This window comes from Rhizobium lentis, assembly GCF_014200175.1.
Lineage (GTDB): Bacteria > Pseudomonadota > Alphaproteobacteria > Rhizobiales > Rhizobiaceae > Rhizobium > Rhizobium mulingense.
In genome coordinates, this window is record NZ_JACHBD010000001.1 from 674617 (window position 1) to 692761 (window position 18145).

General features: G+C 61.2%; 14 protein-coding genes and 1 pseudogene. 7 read left to right on the forward strand and 8 right to left on the reverse strand.

Translation table 11 applies throughout. From position 1 onward, the window contains the following. Nucleotides 1-20: 20 nt before the first annotated feature. Complete coding sequence (locus GGI60_RS03285; RefSeq protein WP_183913865.1) at nt 21-791, reverse strand: N-formylglutamate amidohydrolase; 771 nt, start codon at nt 789-791, stop codon at nt 21-23. A gap of 170 nt (nt 792-961) precedes the next feature. Between GGI60_RS03285 and GGI60_RS03290 the strand changes: the two genes are divergently transcribed. The 5 genes from GGI60_RS03290 to GGI60_RS03310 all read left to right on the forward strand — a co-directional run bounded on the left by GGI60_RS03290 (nt 962) and on the right by GGI60_RS03310 (nt 5949). After that, complete coding sequence (locus tag GGI60_RS03290; protein WP_085737826.1) at nt 962-1834, forward strand: MurR/RpiR family transcriptional regulator; 873 nt, start codon at nt 962-964, stop codon at nt 1832-1834. Between the two features lie 187 nt (nt 1835-2021). Continuing rightward, on the forward strand, nt 2022-3125 hold the full coding sequence (locus tag GGI60_RS03295; RefSeq protein ID WP_183912623.1) for an ABC transporter substrate-binding protein: 1104 nt from the start codon (nt 2022-2024) through the stop codon (nt 3123-3125). Between the two features lie 71 nt (nt 3126-3196). After that, entirely contained in the window at nt 3197-4090 is an 894-nt protein-coding gene (locus GGI60_RS03300) for an ABC transporter permease subunit (protein ID WP_183912622.1), read from the forward strand. Beyond that, nucleotides 4087-4875, forward strand: a complete 789-nt coding sequence (locus tag GGI60_RS03305; protein ID WP_183912621.1) for an ABC transporter permease — start codon at nt 4087-4089, stop codon at nt 4873-4875. Before GGI60_RS03300 ends, GGI60_RS03305 begins: the two co-directional genes overlap by 4 nt. A gap of 12 nt (nt 4876-4887) precedes the next feature. After that, complete coding sequence (locus GGI60_RS03310; protein ID WP_183912620.1) at nt 4888-5949, forward strand: ABC transporter ATP-binding protein; 1062 nt, start codon at nt 4888-4890, stop codon at nt 5947-5949. A gap of 387 nt (nt 5950-6336) precedes the next feature. On the opposite strand, the gene GGI60_RS03315 is transcribed toward GGI60_RS03310, so the two are convergent. From GGI60_RS03315 to GGI60_RS03335, 5 genes are all read right to left on the reverse strand, one after another. Beyond that, nucleotides 6337-7338, reverse strand: coding sequence for an ABC transporter ATP-binding protein (locus GGI60_RS03315; protein ID WP_183912619.1), 1002 nt, complete (start codon nt 7336-7338; stop codon nt 6337-6339). A gap of 10 nt (nt 7339-7348) precedes the next feature. Next, entirely contained in the window at nt 7349-8410 is a 1062-nt protein-coding gene (locus GGI60_RS03320; RefSeq protein WP_183912618.1) for a Gfo/Idh/MocA family protein, read from the reverse strand. Continuing rightward, nucleotides 8407-9246 carry a carbohydrate ABC transporter permease gene (locus GGI60_RS03325; protein WP_183912617.1) on the reverse strand — a complete coding sequence of 280 codons (840 nt, stop codon included), beginning with the start codon at nt 9244-9246 and terminating at the stop codon, nt 8407-8409. Before GGI60_RS03325 ends, GGI60_RS03320 begins: the two co-directional genes overlap by 4 nt. 9 nt (nt 9247-9255) lie before the next feature. Then, nucleotides 9256-10203: a carbohydrate ABC transporter permease gene (locus tag GGI60_RS03330; RefSeq protein ID WP_183912616.1), complete on the reverse strand. Its 948-nt coding sequence runs from the start codon at nt 10201-10203 to the stop codon at nt 9256-9258. 209 nt (nt 10204-10412) lie between these two features. Further along, a complete protein-coding gene (locus GGI60_RS03335) occupies nt 10413-11672 on the reverse strand; it encodes an ABC transporter substrate-binding protein (RefSeq protein ID WP_183912615.1) in 1260 nt (419 codons plus the stop codon). Between the two features lie 522 nt (nt 11673-12194). Here GGI60_RS03335 and GGI60_RS03340 point away from each other — a divergent pair. Then, nucleotides 12195-13079 carry an N-acetylglucosamine kinase gene (locus tag GGI60_RS03340; RefSeq protein ID WP_183912614.1) on the forward strand — a complete coding sequence of 295 codons (885 nt, stop codon included), beginning with the start codon at nt 12195-12197 and terminating at the stop codon, nt 13077-13079. Next, nucleotides 13076-13840 (forward strand): GntR family transcriptional regulator, encoded by a 765-nt coding sequence (locus GGI60_RS03345; protein WP_183912613.1) that lies wholly within the window; start codon nt 13076-13078, stop codon nt 13838-13840. Before GGI60_RS03340 ends, GGI60_RS03345 begins: the two co-directional genes overlap by 4 nt. Nucleotides 13841-13914: 74 nt before the next feature. Here the strand turns inward: GGI60_RS03345 and GGI60_RS03350 are convergent. Both GGI60_RS03350 and metH read right to left on the reverse strand, forming a co-directional pair. Further along, nucleotides 13915-14147 (reverse strand): annotated as a pseudogene (locus GGI60_RS03350) (type II toxin-antitoxin system Phd/YefM family antitoxin). A 180-nt stretch (nt 14148-14327) separates the two neighbouring features. Continuing rightward, a complete protein-coding gene (metH, locus tag GGI60_RS03355) occupies nt 14328-18101 on the reverse strand; it encodes a methionine synthase (protein ID WP_183912612.1) in 3774 nt (1257 codons plus the stop codon). Nucleotides 18102-18145 lie beyond the last annotated feature (44 nt).

Consider the following 18145-nt stretch of genomic DNA (forward strand, 5'->3'; position numbering starts at 1 on the left):
TCCCTCGGGTCTTCTTTTTATCAGGCGTCCAGGCTTTGCTGGAGCAGCCCTTTTAGATAGTCGGCCATGACCCCTTGGCCGACATCGTCTGAAATGAGGTCGTTGCGGACCTCGATCATTACATTGCGCAAGCCGTTCGAAAGCCCGTGCAGGATCAGCGTGTGGGTCACGCCATCCTCGGGTCCGTAAGGCTGGTTGCGTTCCGTCCTGTAGAGCGGCGCCTCGACGGCGGCGTCCAGCATGCGGTCGGCAAGCCGGCTGTCCTCGTCGTGCAATATGCCGAGCTCAACCGCGCGTTCGCGACCGTGATAAACCGGTGTGAAGCTGTGGATCGTCACGATGACGCTGTCCTGCCCCCTCGCCCGGCGATCGCGGATCAGCCCGCGAACGGCATCGTGAAAGGGCACGTAGAGCGCGTCGGTGCGCGCAAGCTTTTCCTCGGCGGTCAAATCCTTGTTGCCGGGAATGGCATAGATCTCGCTTTTCTCAGGCATGGCGCCGGGCGAGCTCGGCGGCCGGTTGCAATCGTAGATGAGCCGGGAGAAACGCTGATAGACAAGCGTCGCATCGAGCCCCTGCGATATGCCGCGAGCGACCGAAAGAGCCCCGGGGTCCCAGGCAATATGGCTTAAGAGCGCTTCGCTGGGCAGGCCAAGATCGCCGAATTGGGTGGGAAGCGTATTCGAAGCATGCTCACAGACGAGAAGCACCGGGCTCCGGCCGCCGGCGCGTTCGATCCCGACGCAATCGCCGTCGGCTTCACTGAGGATTTTCGGCCGGGCCAGCACCAAAGGCGCCACTCCTTAACAAATTCCTTATTAGAAAAGAATTCTTCAGGTTCCAGCGAGTGTCAAGCATCCTCTGAAAATTTCTTTTCATGACAGCAGTTGACATGGATTGTGACAGCGTTGTTAACTTCGATTGGGAAAATGGCGCCAGACCATCCCGGGGAGCGTATCAGGTGACAGTTGCGTCGAAGACGGTTTCGGACGTCATACACTCGCATTTCGGGGTGCTGACGCGCGCTGAAAAGCAACTGGCCGAAAGCCTTCTCGACAATTATCCGGTATCCGGTCTCGGCAGCATCACCACCATCGCCGAGAATGCCGGCGTCTCGACGCCGACCGTGGTGCGCATGGTGCAGAAGCTCGGCTTCAAGGGCTATCCGGACTTTCAGGCGCATTTGCATCTGGAGGTCGAGGCGACGATATCGAACCCGATCGCCAAACATGACCGCTGGGCCCAGAACGCCCCGGGCACCCACATTCTCAACCGCTTCGCCGATGCCATAATGGGCAATCTGCGCCAGACGCTGACCGATCTCGACACCGCGACCTTCGACAGCGTCGCCTCGCTGCTCTCCGACCGCAAGCGCGGCCTCTATTTCGTCGGCGGCCGCATCACCGGCGCGCTTGCCGAATATTTCTTCACCCATATGCAGGTGATCCGGCCGGCGACGACGCTGCTGTCTTCCAATTCCAGCAGCTGGCCGCAATATGTCCTCAACATGAATGCCGGCGACATTCTGATCATCTTCGACATCCGCCGCTACGAGCAGGAGATGGTGAGCCTCGCCACCGCCGCCCGCAAGCGCGGCGCCGAAATTGTCGTCTTCACTGACCAATGGGGTTCACCCGCCGCCAAGCTCGCCCGCCACGCCTTCCGGGTCCGGATCGAAGCGCCCTCGGCCTGGGATTCCTCCGTCGTCACTCTTTTCATCGTCGAGGCGCTGATCGAGGCCGTTCAGAACTCCACATGGGACGAGACAAAGGAACGCATGAAGACACTGGAGGGTCTGTTCGAGCAGACCAAACTCTTCCGCAAACCGGGTTAGGAGGGCAAGACCAAGAGGGAGAAAACAATGGCGGATTTTTGCGGAAACAAACCGCGCTGTCGCAAATGGCACATCTGTCACAAGCGCCTGCTATTCATGCAAAATCGCCGTCACGCAGCCGTCACACAAGCTTCATGTAAGCTGATTAACAGATCGCCAGACACTGAAAACCCGAAGGAGAACAACAGTGATCTCTAACATTTCTCGACTTCTGTCGCTTTCTACTGCGATGATCGTGGCTTCGACCGCGATTGCCGCCGCAGAACCGAGCGCTGAACTGATCGCCGCCGCCAAGAAGGAAGGCACGCTGACCACAATCGCTCTCCCGCACGACTGGTGCGGCTACGGCGAGGTCATCGCCGGCTTCAAGGCCAAGTATGGCCTCGAAGTCAACGAGCTGAACCCGGATGCCGGTTCGGGCGACGAAGTCGAAGCCATCAAGGCCAACAAGGGCAACACCGGCCCGCAGGCTCCTGATGTCATCGACGTCGGCCTCTCCTTCGGCCCCTCTGCCAAGAAAGATGGCCTGATTCAGCCTTACAAGGTCTCCACCTGGGATTCGATCCCGGATACGGCCAAGGATCCGGAAGGCTACTGGTACGGTGACTACTACGGCGTTCTCTCGTTCCTCGTGAACAAGGATCTCGTCAAGGAATCGCCGGCCGACTGGGCCGACCTGAAGAAGAGCGACTACGCAAACAGCGTCGCGCTGGCAGGTGACCCGCGCACCGCCAACCAGGCTGTCCAGGGCGTTTATGCCGCTGGTCTTTCCGCATCGGGCGGCGACGCCGCCAAGGCAGGTGAAGAAGGCCTGAAATTCTTCGCCGAACTGAACAAGAACGGCAATTTCGTGCCTGTCGTCGGCAAGGCCGCTCCCTTCGCACAGGGCTCCACGCCGATCATCGTCGCCTGGGACTACAACGCGATGTCCTGGGGTGAAAGCCTGAAGGGCAATCCGCCGTTCGAAGTCGTCGTTCCGAAGACGGGCGTCGTCGCCGGCGTTTACGTCCAGGCAATCTCCGCCTTCGCTCCGCACCCGAACGCTGCCAAGCTCTGGATGGAATATCTCTATTCCGACGAAGGTCAGCTCGGCTGGCTGAAGGGCTATTGCCACCCGATCCGCTTCAACGATCTTGCCAAGAACAACAAGATCCCGAAGGAACTGCTCGACAAGCTGCCGCCGGCAGCAGCCTATGAAAAGGCTGTCTTCCCGACGCTCGAAGAGCAGGCCGCCGGCAAGGAAACCATCACCAAGAACTGGGATAGCGTCGTCGGCGCCAACGTTAAGTAAACTCCGATCCGGCCTCCCCGCCCTTAAAGGCGGGGAGGTTTTCTCACCCCGATGCCCAGGATGAGCTTTTCATGAGTACCGTTTCAACGCCGATGGTGAGCAGCGCCCCCTTGATCAACAAAGACCGCGTGATCGACTGGCTGGGCATTGCACCCTTCATCATTTTTTCTCTGCTGTTCCTGATCATCCCCACGCTCTATCTCGTGGCGGGCGCATTCCTGACGCCCGAGGGCGATTTCACGCTGAAGAATATCGGCGATCTCTTTACTCCATCGATCATGAGCGCCTACTGGATCAGCATCAAGGTCTCGGTGGCGTCCGCTCTCGGCGGCGCGCTGATCGGCTTCTTCCTCGCCTGGGCCGTCGTGCTCGGCGGCCTGCCCGCCTCGGTGCGCTCGACGCTGCTGACCTTTTCCGGCGTCGCCTCGAATTTCGCCGGCGTGCCGCTTGCCTTCGCCTTCCTGGCAACGCTCGGCCGCACCGGCCTCGTGACGGTCTTCCTGCGGGAATGGTTCGGCTTCAATCTCTACGGCACCGGCTTCAACCTGCTGTCCTTCTTCGGCCTCACCATTACCTATATGTATTTCCAGATCCCGCTGATGGTACTTATCCTGACGCCGGCGCTCGACGGCATGAAGAAGGAATGGCGCGAAGCCTCTGAGATTCTCGGCGCCACCAACCGCCAATATTGGACGATGGTCGCGCTGCCGATCCTCTGGCCGAGCCTGCTCGGCACCACGCTGCTTCTCTTTGCCAACGCCTTCGGCGCCATCGCCACCGCCTTCGCGCTGACCGGCAGCTCGCTTAACATCGTGCCGATCCTGCTCTATGCGCAGATCCGTGGCGACGTTCTGCACAATGCCAACCTCGGTTACGCCATCGCGCTCGGCATGATCGTCATCACCGGCGTCTCCAACGTCCTTTACCTCATGCTGCGCGTGCGCGCTGAGCGGTGGCAGAAATGAAAACACAACGCCTTGGAGCCTGGATCGCCATCATTCTTGGCGCATCCTATTTTGTCATTCCGCTGATCGGCACGATCGAGTTCTCACTGCGAATGCGCCGTGGGGAATACAGCCTCGACGCCTATGAATCGGTTTTCTCGGACGCCCAGTTCCACCAGACCTTCGGCTATTCCATGCTGATGGCGCTCCTGACCATCATCTTCGGCATGCTGCTCGTCGTACCGACGGCCTATTGGGTGCGGCTGCGCCTGCCGCAGATGCGTCCAGTCGTCGAATTCATCACGCTGCTGCCTCTGGTCATTCCGGCAATCGTCATCGTCTTCGGCTACCTCAGAATGTACAACTCGTCGTCCTACCTGCCCTTGACGGGTTCGACAACCGGCACCAATGCCCTGCTGGTCTTCTCCTATATCACGCTGTCCCTGCCCTATATGTACCGTGCCGTCGATACCGCCATGCGCGCCATTGATGTCCGCACGCTGACGGAGGCGGCCGAAAGCCTCGGCGCGCGCTGGACGACCATCATGTTCCGCTGCATCTTCCCGAATGTGATGAGCGGCGTGCTCTCCGGCGCCTTTATCACGCTGGCGATCGTCATGGGCGAATTCACTTTCGCCGCGCTTCTCAACCGCCCGGCTTTCGGCCCGTACCTGCAGCTCGTCGGCGCCAACAAGGCCTATGAGCCTTCGGCGCTCGCCGTCATCGCCTTCTCGATCACCTGGCTCAGCATGGGCCTGCTCAATCTCGTTTCCCGCTTCGGCAAAGCCCGCCCGGCAAAGGCTTAAGGTAACCGGCTCATGTCTTTTCTCACACTGAACAATCTCCAGAAATCCTTCGGCCCGGTTCAGGTCGTCAAGAATTTCAACATGAACATCGAGAAGGGTGAATTCATCTCCTTCCTCGGGCCGTCGGGCTGCGGCAAGACGACGGTTCTGCGGATGATCGCCGGCTTCGAAACGCCGACCGGCGGCACGCTAACCATCAATGGCAAGGACCAGAGCGCGCTGAAGCCGAACCAGCGCAATATCGGCATGGTCTTCCAGGCCTATGCCCTGTTCCCCAACATGTCCGTGCACGACAACGTCGCCTTCGGCCTCAAGGTCGCCGGCGCTCCGAAGCCCGAGATCGACGCGCGCGTCAAGGAAATGCTCGGCCTGATCAAGCTCGATCACCTGGCCGGCCGCTATCCTTACCAGCTTTCGGGCGGCCAGCAGCAGCGCGTCGCGCTTGCCCGCGCGCTTGCCGTCAAGCCGCAGGTGCTGCTGCTCGACGAGCCCCTGTCTGCCCTCGACGCCAAGATCCGTGTGTCGCTGCGCGAGGAAATCCGCCAGATCCAGCAGCAGCTCGGCATCACCACCGTTTTCGTCACCCACGACCAGGAAGAGGCTTTGTCGATCTCCGATCGCATCGTCGTGATGAACGCCGGCAAGGCCGACCAGATCGGCTCGCCTTTCGAAATCTACAACAAGCCGGCGACCCGCTTCGTCGCCTCCTTCGTCGGCACACTGAATCTGATCGAAGCCGAGGTCGTCGATCCCGACGCCAATCTCATCCGGATCGGCGATCAGAAGATCACCCTGAAGCAGTCGGTCGCAGCTCACAAGGCCGGAGAAACCATCTCACTGGCGCTGCGCCCGGAAGCCGGCTCGCTCTCCGACACCGCCAGAAGCGATACGGCGCTGACCGGCCAAGTCGTCTCGGCCCACTTCCTGGGCTCGGTCATCCGCACCCGCATGAATGTCGGCGGCAATGTCATCTCCTTCGACATGTTCAACAGCCCCGGCGTCACCCCACCGCAGGCCGGTGAAACCGTGACGCTGCGTTTCATGGCGGCCGACTTGCTCGTCATCAGCGATTGAATTTGCCGATCCCGCTCATGAAAGAGGGCGCCGCGGAAACTGCGCTTTTTGTTGAATGACGGAAGAAGGTCAGCGCTGATGCATCTCGCCCGCTAGCGTCCAACGGTTGCGGGAAACGACGAGCTAAAGCGCGTCGTTGAGTCACGTTTCAGGCGACGCGCTTTGTCTGACGAAGCACCGGCACGGTGCGTCTCTGTGCGCCAGGGGCGAGTTTGACAGAAACGCACCCCAAACTCCGTCATCCTCGGCCTTGAGCCGAGGATCATCCCCTCCGCTGATGGATGCCTGCATGGATGCTCGGCACAGGGCTGAGCATGACGGAGGATGGGGCGGGCGAAAGGAGCCACAATACCAGCTCATGGCTGAGCGATTGATCCTTCATTTCCCTCAGCGGATCGCCCGGTCATCCACATCGAAGCGATGCACCCGCGCCTGATCCGGCGTGGCGTAGACGATCTCGTCCGGCTCGTACTGGTGTTCGCCGAAGAGGCGGGCGGTCAGCAGGCCGCACTGGTCGGATTCGAGATAGATGATCGTATCGGCGCCGAGATGCTCGACATGCACGACCTTCGCCGCCCAGCTCCCCTGCTCGCGCGACAGCGTCATATGCTCGGGACGCACGCCGATTGTCTTGGCGCTGTGATCACCAACCTTTTCGCCCGCGATGAAATTCATCTGCGGCGAGCCGATGAAACCGGCGACGAAGACGTTGGCCGGACGGTTGTAGAGCTCCATCGGCGAGCCGATCTGCTCGATCGTGCCGGCATTCAGCACGACGATCTTATCGGCCAGCGTCATCGCCTCGACCTGGTCATGGGTGACATAGATCATCGTCGCCTTCAGGCTGCGGTGCAGCCGGGCGATTTCGAGCCGGGTCTGGACGCGCAACGCGGCGTCGAGGTTCGACAGCGGCTCGTCGAACAGGAAGAGTTCCGGCTCGCGCACGATGGCGCGGCCGATCGCAACGCGCTGGCGCTGGCCGCCTGATAGCTCGGCCGGCCGGCGCGCCAGATACGGCGCCAGCGACAGCATGCCGGAGGCCTTGCTGACGCGCTTGTCGATCTCGCCCTTGGGCGTGCCGGCCTGCTTGAGGCCGAGGCCCATATTGTCCTTGACCGTCAGGTGCGGATAGAGCGCATAGGACTGAAACACCATCGCGATGCCGCGCTTGGCGGGCGGCGTCAGCGTCTCGTCGCGGCCATTGATGACGACGCCGCCCGAGGTGACGTCCTCGAGGCCGGCAATGCTGCGCAAGAGCGTCGACTTCCCGCAGCCCGACGGCCCGACGAAGATGACGAATTCGCCGTCTTTGACTTCAAGGTCGATGCCCTTCAGCACCTCATGCGTGCCATAGGTCTTGCGGATGGATTTGAGTTGAAGCGATCCCACTGATTTTTCCTTACAATCTGACCGGCTGGCCGGTACGCACGCTCTCGTCGGCGGCAAGGCAGATGCGCAGCGACGCCACTGCATCCGCCATATGGCGGTCGAGGTTGAGATCCTCGCGGATCGCCCTCAGCATGAAGGCCTGTTCCAGGTCGCAGAGCGCCTGATGACCGGGCTCGCCCGTCATCCTCATATCCTGGTCGGGCCGGATAAACTTGCCGTCAGGGCCGGTTTCGGCCGTGTGCAGACGGATCACTGATGTCTTGGTGTGGGTGTCGATATCGTCGGACCTGGCGTTCGGATCCATGACGATCGACACGGCGCCCTTCGGTGACATCACGTCTTTCACGAAGAAGGCTGTCTCCGAAATCATCGGCCCCCAGCCGGCCTCGTACCAGCCGACCGAACCGTCTTCGAATAGCACCTGCAGGTGGCCATAATTATACATGCCAGCGGCGATCTCGTCGGAGAGGCGCAGCCCCATGCCGCGCACCTCGACGGCCCTCGCATCGGTGATTTGGCACATGACGTCGACATAGTGCACGCCGCAATCGACGATCGGCGAGGTCGTGCGCATCAGCGACTTATGCGTCGCCCAGGTTGGGCCGCTGGACTGCTGGTTGAGGTTCATGCGGAAGACGTAAGGCGGGCCGAGTTTGCGCGCCTCTTCGATCAGCTTCATCCAGGACGGGTGATGGCGAAGAATATAGCCGATCACCAGTTTGCGCCCCGCCCTCTTAGCCGCCGCGACGACCCGCTGGGCATCGGCGACGGTCGTCGCCAGCGGCTTTTCCACGAACACATGACAGCCCGCCTCGAAGGCGGCGACGGCATAATCGGCATGGCTGTCGGAATAGGTGTTTATCGAACACAGGTCCGGCTTCAGTTCGGCAAGCGCCGTCGCGAAGTCGGGATGAATGGTATAGCCCTGGAGCTCGGGCTCCAGCTCCGGCGCCGAGCGGTTGACGAGACCGACGATCTCGAAACCGGGATTGTTATGATAGGCAAGCGCGTGGCTGCGGCCCATGTTGCCGAGGCCGGCAACGAGGACTCGGATCGGTTTTTCGTGGCTCATTTGACGGCTCCCGACGTGATGCCGCGGATCAGCTGCCGCGAGAAGATGACGTAGAGGATCAGGATCGGCAGGATCGCGAGCGACAGCGCCGCCAGCACCGCGTTCCAGTTGGTAACGAACTGGCCGATGAATATCTGCGAACCGAGCGTCACCGTCTTGGTCGCTTCGGCGGGCGCCAGGATCAGCGGAAACCAGAGATCGTTCCAGATCGGGATCATCGTGAAGACCGCAACCGTTGCCATGGCGGGACGCACCAGCGGCAGCACCAGGCGGAAGAAGATCGCGTATTCGGATAGTCCGTCGATGCGCCCGGCATTCTTCAGATCGTCAGAAACGGTGCGCATGAACTCCGACAGGATGAAGATCGCCAGCGGTATGCCCTGCGCGGTATAGACGAGGATCAGCGCGGTCAGCGTGTTGACGAGACCGGCCTCCACCATGCCCTGCAGGATTGCCACAGTGCCGAGACGGATCGGGATCATGATGCCGATCGCCATGTAGAGCCCGAGCAGCATGTTGCCGCGGAAGCGGTATTCCGAGAGCGCGAAGGCCGCCATGGCGCCGAAGAGCAGCACGAGCAGGATCGAGATAATCGTGACGATGAAGCTGTTCTGGAAATAGGTGGCGAAATCGCCCTGTCCCAGCACCGTCTGGTAGCCGACGAGGCTGAAGGTCGACGGCGTCGGGATCATCAGCGGCTCGCGGAAGATCGAGGCGCGATCCTTGAACGAGTTGACGATGGTCAGGAACACCGGGAACAGCGCGACCAGCGTATAGGCGGAAAGCGCGAGATGCACGAGGCCGGTGCGGATGGGAGATGTGCGTGCCTTGGACATGCGCGCTCCTCAGAATTGGTAGCGACGCATGCGCCGCTGGATGACGAAGAGATAAAGCGAGACGCCGGCGAGGATGATGAGGAACATCACGGTCGCAATGGTCGCGCCCATCGAGCGGTCGCCGAGCTGCAGCTGGAAACCGAAGAAGGTGCGGTAGAGCAGCGTACCGAGAATATCGGTCGACATGTCGGGGCCGGCGAGCGCCCCCTGCACTGTGTAAACCAGGTCGAAGGCGTTGAAATTGCCGACGAAAGTGAGGATCGAGATGATGCCGATCGCCGGCAGGATGAGCGGCAGCTTGATCTTCCAGAACTGCGCCCAGCCGGTAATGCCGTCGCACTCGGCCGCCTCGATCACCTCTTCGGGGATGCTGAGAAGCGCCGCATAGATCAGCATCATCGGGATGCCGATATATTGCCAGTTGGAGATCAGCGACACAGCGATCAGCGCGGATCCGGGCTTGCCGAGCCAGGGTGCGAACAGGAATTTCAACCCGATGAGATCGAGCATCCAGGGCGCCACGCCCCAGATCGGCGACAGGATCAGCTTCCAGATGAAGCCGACGATGACGAAGGAAAGCAGCGTCGGCAGGAATATCGCCGTGCGGTAGAAGGCGACGCCGCGCAGCTTCGGCACTGAAAGCAGGGCTGCGAGCGCGATGCCGATCGGGTTCTGCACGCACATATGGATGGCGAAGAAGATCAGGTTATTGACGAGCGCATTCCAGAAATCATGCGCCCAGCGCGGATCGCCGAACAGCACCTTGAAATTCGCGAGCCCGACGAAGGCCGGCTGCCCGTCGACCGTATTGTAAAGCGAAAGCCTGAGCGTCTCGATGAGCGGCAGCACCATGACCGCGGAATAGACGATCACCGCAGGTAGCATGAAGACGAAGATGTGCCAGCGGACCGGGCGCTTGATCGGGGCGATATCGATCGCCTTTTCGGTTTCGCTCATGGCTTTTGCCTGTCCTTGTCGAATGGCCGCGAGGCGCAGCTGAGATGGAAAATATGCTCCCGCCCTTACCCTCTATCTGCCTGGAAGAGGGTACGCGCCCTGATGAGATTGGGCTTTGGGAGGTCCCTGAGAGTCTCCTTCTCCCCGCAAGTGGGGAGAAGGTGGCCGGCAGGAAGGACGAGGGGCTTTAGACGCCACCCCTGATCACATCACTTGGCCGGCTTGTACCAGCTGTCGAGCCCCTTCTGGAGCTTTTCGGCTGCGACCTGCGGCGTATCGGTGCCGTTGATCACGTTGGCCGATTCGACCCAGGTCTCGTTTTCGAGGTTCGGCGTGCCGCGCGACAGGATCTGGTAGGTCGAACGCACAGTCGACTTGTACGGGCCACGCCAGGAGACGAATTCCTGTGCGAGCGGATCCGACATCTTAACCGGATTGGAGTTCAGGCTGAAGAAGCCTGGCAACGCGTTGGCGTAGATATCGGCGAACTCGGGCGAAGCAACCCAGCTGAGGAACTTCTTGGCCTCTTCGGAATGCGTGCTCTTCGCGTTCAGCGCGACGCCGATATCCGGATGATCGGAGATGTAGCCCTGGTCGCCAGCCTTCGGAACCGGTGGCGGGAAGGCGCCCATCTTGAACTGCGCCTGGCTGTTGAACAGGGCAATTTCCCACGAACCGGCCGGATAGATGGCGGCGCGTCCGAGCGTGAACAAGTTCTGGCTGTCGGAATAGGTCTGGGCTTCGAAACCGTCGCCGAGATACGGCTTCCACTTGGCAAGCTCTTCATAAGGCTTGACCCATTCCGGATCGGTCAGCTTCTGCTTGCCTTCGATCAGCGCCTTGCGGCCTTCTTCGCCCTTCCAGTAGTTCGGGCCGATGTTCTGATAGCCCATGGTGGCGGCTTCCCAGAGGTCCTTCGTACCCATGGCGAGCGGGATGTAGGTGCCGTCGGCCTTGATCTTGTCGAGTGCGGCGTAGAACTCGTCCTGCGTCTTCGGCACGGAGATGCCGAGCTTGTCGAAGGCATCCTTGTTGTAGATGAAGCCGTGAATGACCGAAGCCATCGGCACGCAGAAGGTGGACTTGCCGTCATCTGTCGTCCACGCGGCCTTGGCGACCGGCGAGAAATTCTCCATGCCGGGCAGGCTGGTGATGTCGACGAGCTGCTTCTTGTTGAACAGTTCGAGCGAAGCATCGAACGGACGGCAGGTGATGATGTCACCTGCAGAGCCGGCATCAAGCTTGGCGTTCAGCGAGGCATTGTATTCGGTCGGCGCGGTCGGCGAGAAGACGATCTTGATGCCCGGGTTCTTGGCTTCGAAGGCCGGAATGATTTTCTCCTGCCAGATCTGCAGGTCGTCGTTACGCCAGCTTTCGACCGTCAGCGTAACGTCGGCAGCGTGGACGAGACTTGCCGGCGTCAGCAGGCTGGAGGCAAGCAGCAAGCTTTTCAGAGCAGTGTTTTTCATTTCCCTCTCCTGTTTTTAGCGCCGAAGGCGCCGTTTTCAATCTGAAACAAGCAATTGGCGCGTCTGAGAAAACACCCAATGCCCCTTGGAGGGCCGCCAGCGGCTGCCGGCCCCGAAAGCTCGATGGACCGAAAGCGGAGCGCCTACGGTCGGACTGCGCACCTTGCAGGGTAGCCTGCGCCGGCGCGGCGAAAGAAATGGACAGCCGATGGATCCGTGAATTCGCCGCCCGCATGCAAGCCGGCGGATCATTCCCTGATCATCCTCGAAGCGATTCCGACTTAGCTTTGCTGCCGGTTTTCGCGGGCTTCGATTGCTGTTCCCTTTTGTCAAATTAATGCCAAAAAAATACCAATTGTCCAGCCAAATTTAACTTTTCGGCCGCCAAAAACTGCTTAAAAAAATTTACCCTGCAATATCAACAAGATAAAAAGATGAATTTTTGCCGCCGTCCCCACTTGGTAAATGGTATTTTTTTGGTATTGTATGAAAAACCCGAGGGAACGGCGTATCGGAGGCCCGATGAAGGAGCTTGCAATCGGCATAGACGGCGGTGGAACGAGCTGCCGGGCAGCGGTCGCAGATAGAGACGGCAACGTCCTTGGCCGCGGTAAGGCCGGCCCTGCCAACATCCTGTCTGACCTGGAAAACTCTCTGCTCAACATCGTCGAATCCGCCCGGCAGGCGCTCAGCGACTCTGGCCTTGACGCGGAATCCGTGGCCTCTGTTGTATCAGTCGTCGGCGTCGCGGGCGCAAACGTCATGGATTACGGCCAACGAATCGAAAGAGCCCTGCCCTTTACCGAAGGTCGTGTCGTCACCGATGCCTTGATCTCCCTGCAGGGCGCGCTCGGCGATGCCGACGGCATCGTCGGCGCTTTCGGCACCGGTTCGGTCTATAGTGCCCGGAGAGATGGCCGGCTCAAGGGTATCGGCGGCTGGGGCTTCATCGTCGGGGACCAGGCAAGCGGCGCCCGCCTCGGCCGCGATCTCATGGAACGTTCGCTGCTCGCCCATGACGGAGTTCGCCCGGCATCGCCGATCACCGAAGCGGTCATGACCGAATACGGCAACGACCCGGAGCGGATCGTCGAATTCGCCCATACGGCACGGCCGAAGGATTTCGCCCGTTACGCGCCCATGGTCTTCAAGCACGCCGCTGAGGGTGATGTGGTTGCGGTCGGCATCGTCAGGGATGCCGCAACGGCGATCGGCGAAAGCCTCGACGCGCTGCTCTGGCCGGAATGCCCGTCCATCTGCCTGCTCGGCGGCCTTGCGGAAGCCTACGAGCCCTGGCTTTCCGAACGCTACAAGCCGCTGCTCGCCAGGCCGAAGAACGATGCCCTGCAGGGCGCGGTGGAGCTTGCGGTCAAGCTTCTGAACGATAAGCAGAGAGGTGCGGCATGACCGACGACCTCGCCACCCTCCTGTCCTTGCAGCGCCTGCAGGCGGCCGGCACCGGCCCGCTCTACGTCAAGCTCCGCCGCACACTTGAAGAAGCCGTGCGCACCGGCACGCTCGGCCACGGTGATGCGCTTCCGCCGGAACGCGACATCGCCGAATTTGCCGCCGTCAGCCGCGTCACCGTACGCAAGGCGATCGACGAGCTCGTCGCCGACGGCCTCTTGGTGCGCCGCCATGGCTCCGGGACCTTCGTCGCCAAGCCGGTCTCCAAGGTCGAGCAACGCCTGTCGCAACTCACCTCCTTCACCGAGGATATGGCGCGCCGCGGCATGAGCTCGCGCTCCGAATGGCTGCACAAGGGCGTCCATACCCCCTCGCCCGACGAGATGATGATCCTCGGGCTCGGCACCGACGTGAAGGTTTCGCGTCTCTCCCGCCTGCGCATCGCCGACGACCAGCCGCTGGCGATCGAAAACGCCAGCGTCTCCGGCGAATTCCTGCCGGACCCCTCCGCCGTCACCAATTCGCTCTACGCCGTACTCGAACGCCTCAACGTCCGTCCGGTACGCGCCGTACAGCGCATTTCGGCGACCAATATGAAAGAAGCCGACGCCCAGCTTCTCGGCGTCCCCGTCGGCGCCGCCGGCCTGTCGATCGAGCGCATCTCCTATCTCGGCTCCGGCCGCGCCGTCGAATTCACCCGCTCGCTCTATCGCGGCGATGCTTATGACTTCGTGGCCGAGCTGACCATCGGGGTGAGCTGACTGCTTGAGCCCATCCAAATTATACGGATAATCCATGTGATCGAACGCTGGAAACCTATCAAGCAGAAGCAAACTCAACCGATCCCTTTCCAGACCGCGAGTGCGCCCTCATCGATCGGCTCAAAGAAATCCGGCTTGTCTCCGATGACTTGCCCTTTGAGCAAGCCGATTTTGAAAGAGGACCGTACAACCGGAACAAGCTTCACACGGGCTTGCGCCCTTTGGCGATCACCACCTCCTCACCGGAAAGAGCGGCATCGATCAATTTCAACAGATTGGCCGTTGCGGCAGGGATTGTCACTTGCATTGCGGCACCCGTTGCTAGCTTGCCTAAGAATGCCATTCCATCGTCATTTCCGCTATCGAATTCAAAAAGCCTGACCACGGGAAATTATCGAGCCACATAAAAAGCATGAAGCCGGAAAATGAATCACTTTCCGGCTTCAATGTCTCTTGATTCATCACATTAAGAACGGGGAGCGCGTCTCTACGCCGCGTCCTCTATCTCCTCATCCGCCTTGCGCGGCACGTAGTTCAGCACCGGTCCGAGCCAGCGCTCGACTTCGGAAACTTCCATGCCCTTGCGCTTGGCATAGTCTTCCACCTGGTCCCGCTCCACCTTGGCGACGCCGAAATAATAGGAGTCGGGGTGCCCGATATAGAGACCGGAGACCGAGGAGCCCGGCCACATTGCATAGCTTTCGGTCAGCTTCACGCCCGCGGCGCGTTCCGCATCGAGCAACTTGAAGAGTGTCTTTTTTTCGGTGTGGTCGGGCTGAGCGGGGTAGCCTGGCGCCGGACGGATGCCGGCATAGGCTTCGCCGATGAGATCCTCGTTGCTGAGGTGCTCATCCCTGGCATAGCCCCAATATTCGCGCCGCACCTGCTCGTGCATGCGCTCGGCAAAGGCTTCGGCAAAGCGGTCGGCCAGCGCCTTGACGAGGATCGAGGAATAGTCGTCGTTCGCCCGTTCGAAACGTTCGGCGATCGCGATCTCCTCGATGCCGGCCGTCACCACGAAGCCGCCGACATAATCCTGCACACCGCTTGTGACAGGCGCCACAAAGTCGGAGAGCGCCACATTCGCCCGCCCGTCCCGCTTCGAAAGCTGCTGGCGCAAGGTGTAGAAGGTGGCCAATTCCTTGCTGCGGCTTTCATCGGTGAACAGGCGGATGTCGTCGCCAACCGCGCCGGCCGGCCAGAAGCCGATGACGGCGCGCGGCCGGAACCACTTCTCGTCGATGATCTTCTTCAGCATCGCCTGCGCATCGGCCCAAAGCGCACGCGCCGCCTCGCCCTGCTTCTCGTCTTCGAGGATGGCAGGGAAACGGCCGCGCAGTTCCCAGGTCTGGAAGAACGGCGTCCAGTCGATGTATTTCGCAAGCTCGGCCAGATCGTAATCCTCGAACACCCGCGTACCGAAGAACTGCGGCCTGGTCGGCTGGTAGGCCGACCAGTCGATCTTATGGGCATTCTCCCGCGCCCGCGGCAATGGCAGCCGCACCTTCTCGGCTTCGCTGCGCGCATGCGCGGCCGCCACCTTGGCATATTCGGCTCTTATATCGTCGACATAGCCCTGGCGCGTCTCCGGCGACAGCAGCGCCGAGACGACGCCGACGGCGCGGCTCGCATCGGTGACGTAGATCGCCTGTCCTTTGTTGTAGCCGGGGTGAATCTTCACCGCCGTATGCACGCGGCTAGTGGTCGCGCCGCCGATCAGCAGCGGGATCTCGAAACCCTGCCGCTCCATCTCAGCTGCGACATGCACCATCTCATCGAGCGACGGCGTGATCAGGCCGGAAAGGCCGATGACATCGACCTTCTCGGCGATCGCCGTTTCGAGGATCTTCGTCGCCGGCACCATGACGCCGAGATCGACGATCTCGTAATTGTTGCAGGCGAGCACGACACCGACGATGTTCTTGCCGATATCGTGCACGTCGCCCTTGACCGTCGCCATCAGGATCTTGCCCGCCGACTGCCGCTCTTCGCCGCCGTTGAGACGCTTTTCCTCTTCCATATAGGGCAGCAGCACGGCGACCGCCTGCTTCATCACGCGCGCTGACTTGACCACCTGCGGCAGGAACATCTTGCCCGAGCCGAAAAGGTCGCCGACGACGTTCATGCCCGCCATCAGCGGCCCTTCGATAACATGCAGCGGCCGGGCGGCCTGCTGGCGGGCCTCCTCGGTATCGGCTTCGATATATTCGGTGATACCGTTGACCAACGCATGTTCGAGGCGCCTCTCGACACTCCATTCGCGCCAGGACAGATCCTGGACGCGGCCTTCCCTGGCGCCGGCGCCGCGGAACCGCTCGGCCACTTGGAGCAGCCGCTCGGTGCCGTCAGGACGGCGGTTTAGCACCACGTCTTCGCAGGCTTCACGCAGTTCGGGATCGATGTTGTCGTAAACCGCCAGCTGGCCGGCATTGACGATGCCCATGTCCATGCCCGCCTGGATGGCGTGGTAGAGGAAGACGGCATGCATCGCTTCGCGCACCGGCTCGTTGCCGCGGAACGAGAACGAAAGGTTGGAGACGCCGCCGGAGATATGGACGAGCGGCATGCGCTCGCGGATCGTCCGCGTCGCCTCGATGAAGTCGACGCCGTAATTATTGTGCTCTTCGATGCCGGTCGCGACCGCAAAGATGTTCGGATCGAAGATGATATCCTCGGGCGGGAAGCCGATCTTTTCGGTCAAAAGCTTATAGGCGCGGGTGCAGATTTCCACCTTGCGCTCATAGCTGTCGGCCTGCCCCGTCTCGTCGAAGGCCATGACGACGACGGCAGCGCCGTAATTGTGCAGCAACCGCGCCTGGGCGAGGAAATTCTCCTCGCCTTCCTTCAGCGAGATCGAGTTGACGATCGGCTTGCCCTGCACACGCTTCAGGCCGGATTCGATGATCGAGAATTTCGACGAGTCGATCATGACAGGCACGCGGGCGATATCGGGCTCGGCGGCGATCAGGTTCAAGAACTCGACCATCGCCTTTTCGGAATCGATCAGGCCCTCGTCCATGTTGATGTCGATCACCTGGGCGCCGTTCTCGACCTGGTCGCGGGCGACATCGAGCGCTGCCGTGTAATCGGCATTGGTGATCAGCTTGCGGAACTTGGCCGAGCCAGTGACGTTGGTGCGCTCGCCGACATTGACGAAGGGAATGTCCTTGGTCAGCTCGAAGGGCTCGAGACCCGACAGCGACATGAAGGGGCGGTGCTCGGGGATCGGCCGCGGCTTGTACTTGGCGACGGTCTCGGCAATCGCTCTTATGTGCTCCGGCGTCGAGCCGCAACAGCCGCCGACGATATTGACCAGGCCTTCGCGGGCGAAGCTGTCGATCTGCGCCGCCATCAGCTCCGGCGTCTCGTCATACTGGCCGAACTCGTTCGGCAGGCCGGCATTCGGATAAGCGCAGATGAAGGTGTCGGCGACACCCGAAAGCTCCTGCAGATGCGGGCGCATCGCATTGGCGCCGAGGGCGCAGTTGAGGCCGATCGTGAAGGGATTGGCGTGGCGCACCGAATTCCAGAAGGCCGATGGCGTCTGGCCGGAGAGCGTGCGGCCGGAAAGGTCGGTGATCGTCCCGGAGATCATCACAGGCAGGCGCACGCCCTTGGCCTCGAAGCGCTCCTCGCAGGCAAAGATCGCCGCCTTGGCGTTCAGCGTATCGAAGATCGTCTCGATCAGGATGATGTCGGCGCCGCCGTCGATCAGACCGTCGATCTGCTCGCCATAGGCGGAACGCAGATCGTCGAAGGTGACGGCGCGGAAACCGGGATTGTTGACGTAGGGCGAGATCGAGGCGGTGCGGTTGGTCGGTCCGATGGCGCCGGCGACGAAGCGGCGGCGGCCGTCCTCGCGCTCGGCGCGCAGGGCCGCGCGGCGCACGATCTCGGCGCCTTCCTTGTTGAGGTCGTAAACCGCGCCTTCCATCTGGTAATCGGCCTGCGCAATGCGGGTCGAGGAGAACGTGTTGGTCTCGAGAATATCGGCGCCGGCCTTGGCATAGCGGTAGTGGATCTCTTCGATCGCATCCGGCTGGGTCAGGATCAGAAGGTCGTTATTGCCTTTCTGATGGCAGGCGCAGCCGATGAAGCGGGTGCCGCGGAACTGGTCTTCGTCATAGCCGAGCCCCTGGATCTGCGTGCCCATGGCGCCGTCGAGAACGAGGATGCGTTCGCTCGCGGCTTTGCGCAGCGCTGCGAAAACTTCATTGCCGTCACGCTTGCCCGTTTCCGGACCAAAGAGGTTGTCAAACACGGGAGGCTCCTTGACGTCGTAAGACCAGACAGTCCAAATCACAT

Coding starts and splice junctions, on each gene's coding strand:
- GGI60_RS03300 (WP_183912622.1), top strand. CDS start 3,197: ATGAGTACCGTTTCAACGCCGATGGTGAGCAGCGCCCCCTTGATCAAC.
- GGI60_RS03305 (WP_183912621.1), top strand. CDS start 4,087: ATGAAAACACAACGCCTTGGAGCCTGGATCGCCATCATTCTTGGCGCA.
- GGI60_RS03310 (WP_183912620.1), top strand. CDS start 4,888: ATGTCTTTTCTCACACTGAACAATCTCCAGAAATCCTTCGGCCCGGTT.
- GGI60_RS03320 (WP_183912618.1), bottom strand. CDS start 8,410: ATGAGCCACGAAAAACCGATCCGAGTCCTCGTTGCCGGCCTCGGCAAC.
- GGI60_RS03325 (WP_183912617.1), bottom strand. CDS start 9,246: ATGTCCAAGGCACGCACATCTCCCATCCGCACCGGCCTCGTGCATCTC.
- GGI60_RS03330 (WP_183912616.1), bottom strand. CDS start 10,203: ATGAGCGAAACCGAAAAGGCGATCGATATCGCCCCGATCAAGCGCCCG.
- GGI60_RS03335 (WP_183912615.1), bottom strand. CDS start 11,672: ATGAAAAACACTGCTCTGAAAAGCTTGCTGCTTGCCTCCAGCCTGCTG.
- GGI60_RS03340 (WP_183912614.1), top strand. CDS start 12,195: ATGAAGGAGCTTGCAATCGGCATAGACGGCGGTGGAACGAGCTGCCGG.
- GGI60_RS03345 (WP_183912613.1), top strand. CDS start 13,076: ATGACCGACGACCTCGCCACCCTCCTGTCCTTGCAGCGCCTGCAGGCG.